Here is a 14,246-nt window from a genome sequence, read left to right on the forward strand (position 1 = left end):
CGCCTGCCAGCAGCCCCGCCATGACGACCGCAACCAACATCAGGCCGCGCGGCTGACCGCGAAGTCAGCCAGGTCTTCCAGCGCCGAGCGCCAGTCGCTGGCCGGCAGGACCGACAGCGCCGCCTTGGCCCGGTCGGCATAGTCGCCGGCGGCGTCCAGCGTCGCCTCGACCGCGCCCGTGCCCAGGATCAGTTCGCGGGCGCGGGTGAAGTCCTCGGGCGTGCGTTCGCCCTTGGTGATGACGCGGTCCCAGAACAGGTCTTCCTTGCCCTTGGTGCGCTGGACGGCCAGCAGCAGCGGCAGGGTGGCCTTGCCCTCGTTGAAGTCATCGCCCGCGTTTTTGCCCAGCGTCGCGGTGTCGCTGCCGTAATCCAAAGCGTCGTCGGCCAGTTGGAAGGCGATGCCCAGGGCCATGCCGTAGTCCCGCAGAGCCTCGACCTGTTCCTCGGTCGCGCCCGCGCCCACCGCGCCCGACTCGGCGGCGGCGGCGAACAGTTCGGCGGTCTTGGCGCGGATGATCTGCAGATAGGTGGCCTGATCCAGGTTCAGGTCGTGGGCGCGCGTCAGTTGCAGCACCTCGCCCTCGGCGATCACGCTGGACGCCGTGGCCAGAATGCCGAGCGCGCGCAGCGAATCCGTCTCGACCATCAGCTCAAAGGCGCGCGCGAACAGGAAGTCGCCGACCAGCACCGACGAGGCCGCGCCCCAGATCAGATGCGCCGCCACCTTGCCGCGCCGCATTTCCGAACCGTCAACGATGTCGTCGTGCAACAGGGTGGCGGTGTGGATGAACTCAACCGAGGCGGCCAGCTTCGTGGCGGCGGCGATGTCGCCCTGAGCCCCGATGGCGCGCGCGGCGGCGACGGTCATCAGGGGACGCAGGCGCTTGCCGCCTGCCGAGATCAAATGCTCGGCCAGCATGGGGATCACCGGCACATCGGATTGCATCCGGGCGATGATCAAGGCGTCAACCGCCGCCATGTCGTCCTTTGCCAGACGAACAAGAGCGTCCACATCGCCCTTGGGGCGGGGAGCGGCGACGAGAGCTGCGTCCACGAAAATCTCTTTCAACTCAGGGGGCGAAGGGGGAGATTCGCCCGGAAATCACACGCATCCGCTTGCCCGAACGCGATGCGGCGCACAATGGTGGCGGCGTCATGATGGGTCAAGCCGGGTCAACCCTTACTGCCGCAGCGGATGTTGCGGAATCCGCCCTGCTGGGCGGTCGCGTCCGGCTGCGCCAACCGGTGAAAGGCTATCGCGCCGGGATGGACGCCGCCCTGCTGGCCGCCGCCGTGGACGCCAAACCCGGCGAGCGGCTGATCGAGGCGGGCTGCGGCGCGGGCGCGGTGCTGATGCAGGTGGCGGCGCGACGCCCCGGCGTGACCCTGACCGGACTGGAGCGCGATGCGAACGCCGCCGGGCTGGCGCGCGAAAACGCCGCGCTGAACGGCGTCGAGGATCGCACCACCATTATCAGCGGCGACGTGGCCAAGGGATTCCGAGCGCTGGACCTGCTGACCTTCGACTGGGCCGTCAGCAATCCGCCCTTCTTCGACGACCCTGGCGCTCTGCGGGCGCCCGGCCCCGGCAAGATGGGGGCCTGGATGGCCGATGACGGACTGAAGGCCTGGACCGGCTTTCTGCTGAAGGCCGTCCGCGAGGGGGGCAAGATCGTGGTCATCCACCGCGCCGACCGCCTGGCCGACCTGCTGGCCCTGCTGGGCGACAAGGCCGGCTCCTTCGCCATCCGCCCCATCCAGCCCTACGCCGACCAGCCCGCCAAGCGGGTGCTGGTCCAGGCCATCAAGACCGGCAAGGCGCCCTTACGCCTGCTGCCGCCGCTGGTCCTGCACGACCGCACCGAGGCCAAGCACAGCCCCGAAGCCGAAGCCATCCTGCGCGGCGAGGCGGCTCTGCCTTTCTAATCCTTCCCTTCTCCCCTTGTGGGAGAAGGTGGCCGAGCGACGCGAGGTCGGATGAGGGGTCTCTCCGACGGTTGCAAAACCCCTCATCCGTCTGCCTTCGGCAGCCACCTTCTCCCACAAGGGGAGAAGGGCTATTGCAACTCCATGTCCCTGCGCCCCCTCTTCCCGACCCAGGTTTACGAAGCTTCGCTGGCCGCCGCGCCTGCCTGGCCCGAACTGCACGAGGAAATCCTCGACCTCTGCCTGGTCATGGCCGAGGAGGACGAGGCCGGGATCGAATGGTGCAAGGCCAACCACTATCCGGGCTACACCTCCTATGGCTCGATCAACGACCTGCCGCACCGCTTCCCCGAGTTCGCCGAACTGAAACGGCTGCTGGACAAGCACGCCGCCGCCTACGCCAAGGCCCTGCACTTCGACCTGGCGAGGAAGCCCAAGCTGGACAATCTGTGGGTCAACGTCCTGATGCCCGGCGGCGGCCACACCGGCCACATCCACCCGCACGCCATCATTTCCGGCACCATCTATATCCACGTCCCCGACGGAGCCTCGTCGCTGAAGATCGAGGACCCGCGCCTGGTCATGATGATGGCCCGCCCCGGCCTGACCACCGAGGCGACCGAGGCCGAGAAACCCTTCGTCTATCTGAAGCCCGCCTCAGGCACGATCCTGATGTGGGAAAGCTGGCTGCGCCACGAGGTCCCGGCCAACCGCGCCGAGGAACAGCGCATCTCGATCAGCTTCAACTACGCCTAAGACAACCTTGGCCGCCCTTTCCTCGCCCCATTTGCCCTGAAGTCTGTCCTTCTGGTGAAGCTTGAGGGGGCCTCCATGCGGGCAATAGGACTGGCGACGATTTTAGTGGTGGCGAGCCTCGCTGCGGGCTGCGGCGAACGGGCGGACGCTCAAACCACCGCCACCCCCGCTGCCGAGGGCGCGCCCTATGTGCTGAAGGGCACCCAGGTCTGGTCGGTGCCTGATCCGGTCTCTACCCGCGACTACGAGGTCTTCGTCAGCCTGCCCGCCAGCTACGCGGACCAGCCGAACCGTCGCTACCCGGTCCTCTATGTCACCGACGCCGACTACGCCTTCCCCATCATTCGCCAGATCGCCCGGCGCGTGAATCTGGATGGGCCGGTGATCGAGGAGTTCATCCTGGTCGGCCTGTCCTACGCCAAGGGCGAAGGCGGCATGAGCAGCCGCACCCGCGACTACACCCCTGTCCGCATCAATGACCGCACAGGCGGCGGCGTGGCCTATCAGGCCTATCTGAAGTCTCAGGTCCTGCCCTTCATCGAGGATCGCTTTCGGGCGGATCCAGCGCGTCGCGTCCTGCTGGGCCATTCCTATGGCGGGCTTCTGGGCGCGCAGATCCTGTTCAGCGAGCCCGAGTTGTTCGACGGCTACATCCTGGGCAGCCCGTCCTTCTGGTTCGGCGACCATGCGATGATGCGGACTGAAGCGGACTATGCCCGCGCCCACACGGACCTTCCCGCGCGGGTCCATATGTATATCGGCGAGCATGAGTTTCCGGGGTCCGGTCGTCTCAACACTCGCTACGACATGGTCGGAGACAACGCCCGTTTCGAGGAGCGCCTCCGGTCGCGCAACTATCAGGGCCTGACCCTGACCAGCGAAGTGTTGGACGACGAGGACCACCTGACGGTCGCGCCAAGCGGCTTCACCAGGGGGCTTATGGCAGTCTTGCCCGCCAAACCTTAGCGCCGCTCGAAGACCACGTCCTGATAGGTCAGCGCGGTCGGACGGCCTTCGGCGTCCAGCTTGAACAACAGGCCCTCACCCCGGAACGGGGTCAGCTCGACGCGCAGCCCCTCCGGCTCGGTCAGGTACTCGGCCAGGGCCTGTTGCACGCCGATAGCGACCGATAGACGCTCGCCCGCCTCACGGATCTTCAGAGTTCCATAGGCCGGATTCACGTAGTCCCCGACATAGGCGGCGTTGTCCAGCGACAGGGTGCGCGGCCGCTTGGCCCGCGCCTCCACGGCGCCGGCGATGCCTGTGCGGCGGCGGTCGCGCTCGGCGATCAGGGCGTCGAGCCTGGCGTCATAGACGGCGTCAATCTCGGGCAGACCGGCGAACCAGTCATAGGCGTAGTTGGCGACTACGTCGGCCAGATCGCCGGCGAAGGCGTCCTCGTTGACCATGACCGCCACGCCCAGACGACGCTCGGGCATGAAGGAGACATGGGCGCGCGAGCCTGAGAAGTTGCCAAAGTGGTGGATCAACACGTCGTCGCCATAGCGCCCGACCTGCCAGCCCAGACCATAGCCGGTGCGGACATAGGGGCCGAAGGTCGCCTCCTGCGCCACCCGCGATGCATGGGTCGAGGCGACCAGTCCCGCCGGAAACACCTGCCGCCCGCCGACCCGGCCGTCGTTGATCTGGGCCTCCAGCCACAGGGCCATGTCGCTGGCGGTCGAGATCAGCCCGCCCGCCGACTGCATGGTCGCGTCGGTCTTCTGCAACGGCGACCGCTCGGGCTGGCCGGGGATGCGTCCGAAGTGACCGGCGGCGACCACCGCGCCCGACGCGCGGGCTTCATCGATGCGCGCAGTCGTGGCCCTCATCCCCAAAGGCGTCAGCACCTCGTCCTCGACCATCTCGCGCCAGTCCCGGCCCCAGCGGCGCTCCGCCAGCACGGTGGCCAGGTTGTAGCCCGCGTTGGCATAGACGAACTGGCCATAGGGGGTGTCGCGCGGCTGCGTCTCCGCCGTCAGCCGCCACAGAACCTCAGGCGTCCAGTCCCCGGAATAGGCGACACGGAAGGCGATAGGGTCATTGTCGACGCCCGAACGATGACTCAGCAAGTCGGTCAGGGTGATCCGCGCAGCGATGTCCGTCGGAACGCCGGACGGCGGCGCCCAGTCGGCTAGCGGCGCATCCAGATCCACCTCGCCCCGCCGCGCCATGGCGGCCAGCGACAGGGCGGTGAAGGACTTGGTGGCCGAGGCGATGTAGAATCGCGTGTCCGTCGTGACTGGCGCGCCCGTCGCCACATCCGCCACGCCGAAGCCGGCCGCGTGGACCAGCCCGTCCTTGTCCACCACAGCGACAGCCATTCCCGGCGCCGCCTCGATCCGCTGCATCGCCCGGGTCGCAAAGGCGTCCATCGCCGCGCCGAACGCCGCGCGGTCCTGCGCGCTCGCCCAGCCCGCCGTGCAGGCCAGCGCCACCGCCAGCAGCGCCCCTATCGACTGTGATCTCATGAAGTCGCTCCCCTGCCCTCTGCGGGCTGACGGGTAGAGGCCGCGAGGGGCCGGAACGGATGCAGCGCCTTCAAACCGCCCCGCGTTACGTCTAGAGATTTGCCCAAAGGGTTCGCGACCGCTACATCCCGCGCCAACCTCCCCATCAGATCAGACGACAGGGCGAAACCGCACCTCATGGCGCAGCAATATATTTTCCAGATGCAGGGTCTGACCAAGACCTTCCCCGGCGGCAAGAAGATCTTCGAGAACATCTGGCTGAGCTTCTACAACGACGCCAAGATCGGCGTCGTCGGGGTCAACGGCTCGGGTAAGTCCACCCTGCTGAAGATCATGGCCGGCCTGGACAGCGAGTTCCAGGGCGAGGCTCGCGCCGCCGATGGCGTCAAGCGCGGCTATCTGGAGCAGGAGCCCCACCTCGATCCGGCGCTGAACGTGCGCCAGAACGTCGAGGCCTGGTGCGAAGAGAAGCAGTGGGTCAACCGCTTCAACGAAGTCGCCAACGAGCTGGGTGAAAACTACACCGACGAGTTGATGGAGGAGATGACCGCCCTCCAGGAGAAGATCGACGCCGGCGACGTCTGGGACATCGACAGCCGCATCGACCAGGCCATGGGCGCCCTGCGTTGCCCGCCGGACGACTGGGAAGTCGCCAACCTGTCGGGTGGTGAAAAGCGCCGCGTGGCCCTGGCCCGCCTGCTGCTGTCCAAACCCGACATGCTGTTGATGGACGAACCGACCAACCACCTGGACGCCGAATCCGTCGCCTGGCTGCAGCACCACCTGGAGAACTTCCCGGGCTGCGTCATCCTGGTCACCCACGACCGCTACTTCCTGGATCAGGTCACCAAGTGGACCCTGGAGCTGGACCGCGGCAAGGGCCACCCGCACGAGGGCAACTACTCCTCGTGGCTGGAAGCCAAGCAGAAGCGCGTTGTTCAGGAGCAGTCGGAATCGGAAGCCCGCCAGCGCGCCCTCACCCGCGAACTGGAATGGGTCCGTTCGGGCGCCAAGGCCCGTCAGGCCAAGTCCAAGGCCCGTCTGGCCGCCTACGAGAAAATGGTCTCGGAGCAGGAAAACAGCCGCCAGGCCCAGTCCTTCGCCGTCATCCAGATCCCGCCCGGCCCGCGCCTGGGCAATGTCGTGCTGGAAGTCGAGGGCCTGAAGAAGTCCTATGGCGACAAGACCCTGTTCGACAACCTGACCTTCAAGCTGCCGCCCAACGGCATCGTCGGCGTCATCGGCCCCAACGGCGCCGGCAAGTCGACCATGTTCAAGCTGATCACCGGCCAGGAAGCGCCAGACGGCGGCTCCATCAAGGTCGGAGAGACGGTCAAGCTGGCCTATGTCGACCAGTCGCGCGACGACCTGAAGCCGGACGAAACCATCTGGCAAGCCATCTCGGGCGGCACCGACGTGATGATGGTCGGCAAGCGCGAGATCAACACCCGCGCCTATGTCGGCAGCTTCAACTTCAAGGGCGGCGACCAACAGAAGAAGGTCGGCCAACTGTCCGGCGGTGAGCGCAACCGCGTCCACCTGGCCAAGACCCTGGCCACCGGCGGCAACCTGATCCTGCTCGACGAACCGACCAACGACCTGGACATCGAAACCCTGCAGAACCTCGAAGAGGCTCTGGAAGAGTTCGCCGGCTGCGCCGTGGTCATCTCCCACGACCGCTGGTTCCTGGACCGTCTGGCCACCCACATCCTCGCCTTCGAAGGCGACGGCCACGTGGAATGGTTCGAGGGCAATTTCGAAGCCTACGAACAGGACAAGATGCGCCGCCTGGGTGCGGACAGCATCATTCCCAAACGTATCCAGCACCAGAAGTTCGGTCGCTGATCCGACGCTAGCCTGACAAGACGGCCCACCGAGCGATCGGGGGGCCGTTTTTCTTTGGCTCAGCCCCTTTCTGTCATTCCGGGGCGCGAAGCGAACCCGGAACCCAGGCGCCTGATGGGTCTCCGTCCATGTCATTGAAGCCGCAGCCTGGACCCCGGATCGTCCCTGCAGGCCGTCCGGGGTGACGGCGAAGGGGGCGAGCACGAGCGCGCCGAGGCTTGCTCTTTTGCCCGCTGGCGCTCCGGCGGAACCGGGTTAATCTGAGGTCCATGACCCAGCGCCCCGCCATCCTGATCATGCAGCGGCACCTCGCGCCGCTCAGCGTCTTCCTCGAAGGCGCCTATGACGTCTATCGCTTCTGGGAGGGGCCGCCGATCGAGGCCGCCGCCGACGTGCGCGTCCTGGTCGTGGCGGGTGAGTTCGAACTGGACAAGGACCTGATCGGACGTCTGCCCAACCTGTCGCTGATCGCCTGTTTCACCTCGGGCTACGATGGCATTGACGTGGACTGGTGCCGCGCGCGCGGTCTGCCCGTCACCCATGCCCCGGCCATCAACCACGAAGATGTCGCCGACCACGCCGTCGGCCTGATCCTGGCGGCGCGCCGTCAGATCACCGAGGGCGACCGTCAACTGCGCGCTGGCGACTGGACCCCGGCGTCCAAGACCATCACCCCGTCCCTGGGCGGACAGACCCTGGGCGTCGTCGGCCTGGGCGCCATCGGCGAGGCCGTGGCCCGCCGCGCCGAGGTCATGCGCATGAATATCCAGTGGTGGGCGCCGCGCGCCAAGGACGCCGCCTGGCCCCGCGCCGACAGCCTGCTCGACCTGGCTCGCGCTTCCGATGTTCTAGTCGTCGCCTGCCGCGCGGATGAGACCAATCGCGGCCTGATCTCGGCCGAGGTGATCGAGGCCCTGGGCCCCACCGGCCTGCTGGTCAATGTCGCGCGCGGCCAACTGGTGGACGAAGACGCTGTCATCGCCGCCCTGCGCGACGGGCGCCTCGGCGGAGCCGCTCTCGACGTGTTCGAAACCGAGCCGACCGACGCCGCGCGCTGGGCCGCCGTGCCGAACACCGTCCTGACGCCCCACACCGCCGGGGCCACGACCGAGGCGGTGCAAGGCATGCTGATGCTGCTGTTGCAGAACCTGACGGCCCATTTCGCGGGCGATCCGCTGAAGACGCCCGTCACGACCTGAGTCGGCATGATTTCATGGGTCGTCGAACGATCCATGCGGCTTGACCGTCGCATCGCGCCCGCTTGCGGTCAGTTTTTGCTTGCATAATCGTATAAGGATATCTTTATACGATCTCATGACCCTGACTGCTGACCAGACTGTCGAGGCCCTGCGCGCTGCGGGCGAACCCACTCGTTTGCGGGTGCTGTCGCTGCTGGCCGCCGAGGAACTGTCGGTCATGGAGCTGTCGCGGGTTCTGGACCAGAGCCAGCCGCGCGTGTCGCGTCACCTGAAGCTGATGGCCGACGCCGGCCTGATCGAACGATTCCCCGATGGGGCGCGCGTCTTCTACCGCCTGTCGCACGACGCCCTGTCGCGCCGCCTGATCGACACGGTGCTGGACCTGCTGGACGACGCGGAAGGCGAGGCCGACCATCGCCGTCTGGACGAGGTGCGCAAGGAGCGCGCCATCGACGCCGCCCGCTATTTCGAACAGGTCGCGCCCCAGTGGGACCAGATGCGCAGCCTCTATGTCTGCGAGAGCGCGGTCGAGACCGCCGTCGAACAAGCGGCCGGCCCAGGCCCGTTCGAGCGCGTCGTCGATCTGGGCACCGGCTCGGGCCGGATGCTGACCCTGTTCGGCAAGAAGGCGAAGATGTCGGTAGGCCTCGACCTGTCGCAGAACATGCTGAACATCGCCCGCGCCAATGTCGCCAAGGCCGGGTTGGACAAGGTCGAATTGCGCCACGGCGACATCTTCTCGACCCGCCTGCCGCATGGCAGCGCCGATTTGGTGATCGTGCATCAGGTCCTGCACTACCTGGCCGATCCCGCCGCCGCCGTGGCCGAGGCCGCGCGTCTGGTCATGCCGGGCGGCAGGCTGCTGATCGTCGACTTCGCCCCCCACAAGCTGGAACAGCTGCGCGAGGCGCATCAGCACCGCCGCCTGGGGTTCGCCGACGACGAAATCCAGGGCTGGCTGGCCGACGCGGGCCTGACCGCCGACGCCCCCATCGCCCTGCCGCCCGACACCGAGGGCCTGACCGTCCACATCTGGACCGGCGAACGCGCCGCCGTCCCCGCTCGAAAGACCGCCTGATGGCCTCCCCCGCCTCCCCGTCCTCGCTCAATCTGGCCGAAGCCCGCGCCCTGCTGCTGTCGCCGCTGGGCCCCGTCGCCCGCGCCGGCTCCAACCGCAACGCCGTCAACGTCTCCTTCGAGTTCTTCCCGCCCAAGTCGGACGAGGCCGAGGCCAATCTGTGGTCCGCCATCCGCCGGCTGGAGCCGCTGAACCCGGCCTTCGTCTCGGTCACCTATGGCGCGGGCGGCTCGACGCGCGAGCGCACCCACCGCACGGTTCAGAGGATCATCAGCGAGACCACCCTGCGTCCCGCCGCCCACCTGACCTGCGTCGAGGCCAGCCGCGACGAGGTCGATGAGGTCATCGAGGGCTACAAAGCCATCGGCGTCGACCACATCGTCGCCCTGCGCGGCGACCCGCCGGGCGGACATGATAATTCTGGGGGCATCGGCGGCGCCTATGCCCCGCGCGCCGACGGCTACGCCAACGCCACCGAACTGTCTCGGGCAATCAACAAGGTCGGCGGCTTCGACATCACCGTCGGCGCCTATCCCGAACGCCACCCGGAAAGTCCGTCGATCGACCATGACATCGAGGTGTTGCAGGCCAAGGTGGACGCGGGCGCGACCCGCGCGGTGACCCAGTTCTTCTTCGACATCGAGGCCTTCCTGCGCTTCCGCGACCGGGTGCGGGCGGCGGGCGTGACCATCCCCCTGATCCCCGGCATCATGCCCGTGTCCAACTTCAAGGGCCTTAGCCGCATGAGCGCGGCCTGCGGCGCCTCCATCCCCGACTGGCTGGCGGCCCACTTCGACGGCCTGGACGACGACCCCGAGACCCGCAAGCTGCTGGCCGCCTCCATCGCCGCCGAGACCTGCGCGCGACTGCAGGAAGAGGGCTTCTCGGACTTCCACTTCTACACCCTGAACCGCGCCGAGCTGGTCTATGCCATCTGCCGGGTGCTGGGCGTGCGTGAGGCGAAGGCCGATGCCTAGTCAAACAGAGCTCCCCTTCCCCTCGAGGGGGAAGGGGCCGGGGGATGGGGTGATCGCGCGCCGCTTTCAGCCCATGGCGCTTGAGGCGCCGCCCGCGCTGCGTCTCCCACTGGTCAAAACCACGACCGCCGTCCACACCCCCACCCAACCCTCCCCCCTCGAGGGGGAGGGCTTCGGAAGAGTCCGCGTATGACCCGCCAAGACCGCATCACCGCCCTGCACGCGGCGGCCAAGGAACGCATCCTGGTCCTCGACGGATCCTGGGGCGTCATGATCCAGCGACGCGGGCTGGAGGAGGCCGACTTCCGCGGTGATCGCTTCATCGCGGCCAACGGCTATGACGAAAAGGAGCAGATGAAGGGGAACAACGACATCCTCTGCATCACCCGCCCCGACGTCATTTCCGACCTGCACGACCAGTATTTCGGCGCGGGCGCCGACATCAGCGAGACCAACACCTTCTCGGCCACCGTCATCGCCCAGGACGACTATAAACTGGACGCCCAGGCGGTCTGGGACATCAATCTGGAAGGCGCCAGGCTGGCCCGCGCTTCGGCCGACCGCTGGACGGCCAAGGAACCGCACAAGCCCCGCTTCGCCGCCGGCTCCATCGGCCCGCTGAACAAGATGCTGTCCATGTCGTCGGACGTGAACGACCCCGGCGCGCGACTGGTGACGTTCGATGAGGTCTATGAGGCCTATCGCCATCAGGTGAAGGCCCTGAACGAGGGCGGCGTCGACCTCTATCTGATCGAAACCATCACCGACACGCTGAATTGCAAGGCCTGTATCAAGGCCATCAAGGACCTTGAGGACGAGGGCCTGCCCGCCCTGCCCATCTGGATTTCCGGCACCATCACCGACCGTTCGGGCCGGACCCTGTCGGGCCAGACCGCCGAGGCCTTCTGGAACTCCGTGCGCCACGCCAAGCCCTTTGCGGTGGGCTTCAACTGCGCCCTCGGCGCCGACCTGATGCGGCCCTTCATCGCCGAGTTGAGCCGCGTGGCCGACACCCTGGTCGCCGCCTACCCCAACGCCGGCCTGCCCAACGCCATGGGCCAGTACGACGAACAGCCGCACGAAACCGCCCACTTCATCGAGGAATGGGCCGCCTCCGGTCTGGTCAACATCGTCGGCGGCTGCTGCGGCACCACCCCCGACCACATCAAACATGTCGCCGAAGAGGTCGCGCCGCTGAAACCGCGCGAAATCCCCGAGCGCCCTGTGGCCATGCGCCTGGCGGGGCTGGAACCCTTCGAGCTGGTGGCCTGATGCGCCCGATCTTCATCAACGTCGGTGAGCGGACCAATGTCACCGGCTCGGCCAAGTTCCGTAAGCTGGTGGTGGACGGGGACTACACCGCCGCCCTCGACGTCGCGCGCCAGCAGGTCGAGGCGGGCGCCCAGGTCATCGACATCAACATGGACGAGGGCCTGCTGGACGGCGCCGTCGCCATGCGCACCTTCCTCAACCTGATCGCCGCCGAGCCCGACATCGCCCGCGTCCCGGTCATGATCGACAGCTCCAAGTGGGAGGTGATCGAGGCGGGCCTGAAGTGCGTTCAGGGCAAGCCGATCGTCAACTCGATCAGCATGAAGGAAGGCGAGGCCGCCTTCCGCGAGCACGCGATCAAATGCATGCGCTACGGCGCCGCCGTCGTGGTCATGGCCTTTGACGAAGTGGGTCAGGCCGACACCGCCGCGCGCAAGATCGAGATCTGCACTCGCGCCTACAATATCCTGGTCAACGAGGTCGGCTTCCCGCCCGAGGACATCATCTTTGACCCCAATATCTTCGCCGTGGCGACGGGGATCGAGGAGCACGACAACTACGCCGTCGACTTCATCGAGGCGGTCAAGGTCATCAAGGCCACCCTGCCCTACGCCCGCATCTCGGGCGGGGTGTCGAACGTCTCGTTCAGCTTCCGCGGCAACGAGCCGGTGCGCCGGGCCATCCACAGCGTCTTCCTGTACCACGCCATCAACGCCGGCATGGACATGGGCATCGTCAACGCCGGCGACCTACCGGTCTATGACGACATCGACCCGGTGCTGCGCGAAGCCGTCGAGGACGTGATCCTGAACCGGCCGCAGCGGACCAATGTGTCCAACACCGAGCGGCTGGTGGACATGGCCCCCACCTACAAGGGCGAAAAGGGCGCGGCGCGGGTCGTAGATCTGACCTGGCGCGAGCAGCCGGTCGCGGCCCGCATCGCCCACGCCCTGGTCCACGGCATCACGGAGTTCATCGAGGCCGACACCGAGGAGGCCCGCCTGTCGGTCGAGCGCCCCCTGCACGTCATCGAAGGTCCGCTGATGGACGGGATGAACGTGGTCGGCGACCTGTTCGGCTCGGGCAAGATGTTCCTGCCGCAGGTGGTGAAATCGGCCCGCGTGATGAAGCAGGCCGTCGCCTGGCTGGAACCCTTCATGGAGGCCGAAAAGGCCGGCAAGCCGCGCGAGCAGGCGGGCCGCATCCTGATGGCCACGGTCAAGGGCGACGTCCACGACATCGGCAAGAACATCGTCGGCGTCGTGCTTCAGTGTAACAACTACGAGGTCATCGACCTGGGCGTCATGGTCCCGGCCGACCGCATCCTGGACGCCGCCATCGAGCACAAGGTCGACATCATCGGCCTGTCCGGCCTGATCACCCCCTCGCTGGACGAGATGGTCTTCGTCGCGCGCGAGATGGAGCGGCGCGGCTTCGACATTCCCCTGCTGATCGGCGGGGCCACGACCAGCCGCACCCATACTGCGGTCAAGATCGAGCCGGGCTATCGCAAGGGCTCGACCACCTATGTCATCGACGCCAGCCGCGCCGTCGGTGTGGTCTCGGGCCTGCTGTCGCCCACCGAAAAGGCCAAGAACGAGGCCGCCACCCGCGACGAATACATCCGTATCCGCGAGCAGTACGCGCGCGGCCAGGAGGTCAAGGCCCGCGCCACGCTGCAGCAGGCGCGTGAGAACCGCTTCCAGCCCGATCCGGCCGCGACCATGCCGGGCAAGCCCTCCTTCCTCGGCGTGCGTTCGTTCGACGCCTGGGATCTGGCCGATCTGGCCGACCACATCGACTGGACGCCCTTCTTCGCCAGCTGGGAGCTGATCGGCCGCTATCCGCTGATTCTGGAGGACGAGATCGTCGGCGAGGCGGCCAAGGACCTGTTCCGCGACGCCCAGGCCATGCTGAAGCGGATCATCGACGAGAAGTGGTTCACGGCCAAGGGCGTCGTCGGCTTCTGGCCCGCTCAGGCCGTGGGCGACGACATCGCCGTCTATGCCGACGAGGACCGCGCCGAGGAAATCGCCCGCTTCCACACCCTGCGTCAGCAGATCAAGAAGTCGAACGGCAAGCCCAACCTGGCCCTGTCCGACTTCATCGCTGAGGAAAGTTCTGACTACATCGGCGCCTTCGCGGTCACGGCGGGTCATGGCGAACTGGAAATCGCCAAGCGCTTCAAGGACGCCGGCGACGACTATTCCTCGATCATGGCCACGGCCCTGGCCGACCGCCTGGCCGAAGCCTTCGCCGAGGCCCTGCACAAGAAGGTGCGGACCGAGCTGTGGGGCTACGCCGCAGACGAAGTCACGACCACCCAGGACCTGATCGAAGAGAAGTATCAGGGCATCCGCCCCGCTCCCGGCTATCCGGCCCAGCCCGACCACACGGAAAAAGCCACCCTGTTCCGTCTGCTGGACGCCGGCGCCAACGCGGGCATGGCCCTGACCGAAAGCTACGCCATGACGCCGCCGGCCTCGGTCAGCGGCCTCTATTTCGGCCATCCGGGCAGCCACTATTTCGGCGTCGGCAAGATCGACCGCGATCAGATCGAGGACTACGCAGCCCGCAAGGGTTGGGACGTCGAGACCGCCGAACGCTGGCTGGCCCCTATCCTCAACTACGACCCCGGCGCGATCGCGCGCGACACCGCCGCCTGAGATCCGTCAGGCGGCGGCGCCAGAGCCGTCCCGACCTCAGCCTCTTTGCCAAGG

The 14,246-nt window shown here is 67.1% G+C and carries 11 protein-coding genes; 9 read left to right on the forward strand and 2 right to left on the reverse strand.

What is annotated here, in order from left to right:
• Positions 1–39 precede the first annotated feature (39 nt).
• Positions 40–1,014, reverse strand: coding sequence for a polyprenyl synthetase family protein (locus ACR9FL_RS11245; RefSeq protein WP_436358146.1), 975 nt, complete (start codon positions 1,012–1,014; stop codon positions 40–42).
• Positions 1,015–1,157: 143 nt separating this feature from the next.
• Here ACR9FL_RS11245 and ACR9FL_RS11250 point away from each other — a divergent pair, with 143 nt between their 5' ends.
• The 3 genes from ACR9FL_RS11250 (at position 1,158) to ACR9FL_RS11260 (ending at position 3,650) form a co-directional block, all read left to right on the forward strand.
• The gene (locus ACR9FL_RS11250; protein WP_436358147.1) at positions 1,158–1,928 is read left to right on the forward strand and encodes a tRNA1(Val) (adenine(37)-N6)-methyltransferase; all 771 of its coding nucleotides are present in this window, start codon (positions 1,158–1,160) and stop codon (positions 1,926–1,928) included.
• A gap of 144 nt (positions 1,929–2,072) precedes the next feature.
• Positions 2,073–2,684: a TIGR02466 family protein gene (locus ACR9FL_RS11255; RefSeq protein WP_436355639.1), complete on the forward strand. Its 612-nt coding sequence runs from the start codon at positions 2,073–2,075 to the stop codon at positions 2,682–2,684.
• Between the two features lie 108 nt (positions 2,685–2,792).
• Positions 2,793–3,650: an alpha/beta hydrolase gene (locus ACR9FL_RS11260; protein ID WP_436355640.1), complete on the forward strand. Its 858-nt coding sequence runs from the start codon at positions 2,793–2,795 to the stop codon at positions 3,648–3,650.
• On the opposite strand, the gene ACR9FL_RS11265 is transcribed toward ACR9FL_RS11260, so the two are convergent.
• Positions 3,647–5,155, reverse strand: a complete 1,509-nt coding sequence (locus ACR9FL_RS11265; RefSeq protein ID WP_436355641.1) for a serine hydrolase — start codon at positions 5,153–5,155, stop codon at positions 3,647–3,649. The two genes, ACR9FL_RS11260 and ACR9FL_RS11265, sit on opposite strands and share 4 nt — an antisense overlap.
• A 177-nt stretch (positions 5,156–5,332) precedes the next feature.
• Here ACR9FL_RS11265 and ettA point away from each other — a divergent pair, with 177 nt between their 5' ends.
• The 6 genes from ettA to metH all read left to right on the forward strand — a co-directional run bounded on the left by ettA (position 5,333) and on the right by metH (position 14,192).
• Positions 5,333–7,000, forward strand: a complete 1,668-nt coding sequence (gene ettA, locus ACR9FL_RS11270) for an energy-dependent translational throttle protein EttA (RefSeq protein ID WP_436355642.1) — start codon at positions 5,333–5,335, stop codon at positions 6,998–7,000.
• Between the two features lie 269 nt (positions 7,001–7,269).
• Positions 7,270–8,199, forward strand: a complete 930-nt coding sequence (locus tag ACR9FL_RS11275; protein WP_436355643.1) for a 2-hydroxyacid dehydrogenase — start codon at positions 7,270–7,272, stop codon at positions 8,197–8,199.
• Positions 8,200–8,314: 115 nt separating this feature from the next.
• Positions 8,315–9,277, forward strand: a complete 963-nt coding sequence (locus ACR9FL_RS11280) for an ArsR/SmtB family transcription factor (protein WP_436355644.1) — start codon at positions 8,315–8,317, stop codon at positions 9,275–9,277.
• Entirely contained in the window at positions 9,277–10,254 is a 978-nt protein-coding gene (gene metF, locus ACR9FL_RS11285) for a methylenetetrahydrofolate reductase [NAD(P)H] (RefSeq protein ID WP_436355645.1), read from the forward strand. The genes ACR9FL_RS11280 and metF overlap by 1 nt, the downstream gene beginning before the upstream one ends.
• Before the next feature lie 189 nt (positions 10,255–10,443).
• Positions 10,444–11,526, forward strand: coding sequence for a homocysteine S-methyltransferase family protein (locus tag ACR9FL_RS11290; protein ID WP_436355646.1), 1,083 nt, complete (start codon positions 10,444–10,446; stop codon positions 11,524–11,526).
• The gene (gene metH / locus ACR9FL_RS11295) at positions 11,526–14,192 is read left to right on the forward strand and encodes a methionine synthase (RefSeq protein ID WP_436355647.1); all 2,667 of its coding nucleotides are present in this window, start codon (positions 11,526–11,528) and stop codon (positions 14,190–14,192) included. The genes ACR9FL_RS11290 and metH overlap by 1 nt, the downstream gene beginning before the upstream one ends.
• The last annotated feature ends 54 nt before the right edge of the window (positions 14,193–14,246 follow it).

Origin of the sequence: Brevundimonas sp. CEF1 (assembly GCF_051353055.1) — a bacterium.
GTDB lineage: Bacteria > Pseudomonadota > Alphaproteobacteria > Caulobacterales > Caulobacteraceae > Brevundimonas.

Excerpts from the sequence above, each read along its gene's own strand:
- ettA (WP_436355642.1), top strand. The coding sequence starts at position 5,333 with ATGGCGCAGCAATATATTTTCCAGATGCAGGGTCTGACCAAGACCTTC.
- ACR9FL_RS11265 (WP_436355641.1), bottom strand. The coding sequence starts at position 5,155 with ATGAGATCACAGTCGATAGGGGCGCTGCTGGCGGTGGCGCTGGCCTGC.
- ACR9FL_RS11255 (WP_436355639.1), top strand. The coding sequence starts at position 2,073 with ATGTCCCTGCGCCCCCTCTTCCCGACCCAGGTTTACGAAGCTTCGCTG.
- ACR9FL_RS11250 (WP_436358147.1), top strand. The coding sequence starts at position 1,158 with ATGATGGGTCAAGCCGGGTCAACCCTTACTGCCGCAGCGGATGTTGCG.
- metF (WP_436355645.1), top strand. The coding sequence starts at position 9,277 with ATGGCCTCCCCCGCCTCCCCGTCCTCGCTCAATCTGGCCGAAGCCCGC.
- ACR9FL_RS11290 (WP_436355646.1), top strand. The coding sequence starts at position 10,444 with ATGACCCGCCAAGACCGCATCACCGCCCTGCACGCGGCGGCCAAGGAA.
- ACR9FL_RS11275 (WP_436355643.1), top strand. The coding sequence starts at position 7,270 with ATGACCCAGCGCCCCGCCATCCTGATCATGCAGCGGCACCTCGCGCCG.
- ACR9FL_RS11280 (WP_436355644.1), top strand. The coding sequence starts at position 8,315 with ATGACCCTGACTGCTGACCAGACTGTCGAGGCCCTGCGCGCTGCGGGC.
- metH (WP_436355647.1), top strand. The coding sequence starts at position 11,526 with ATGCGCCCGATCTTCATCAACGTCGGTGAGCGGACCAATGTCACCGGC.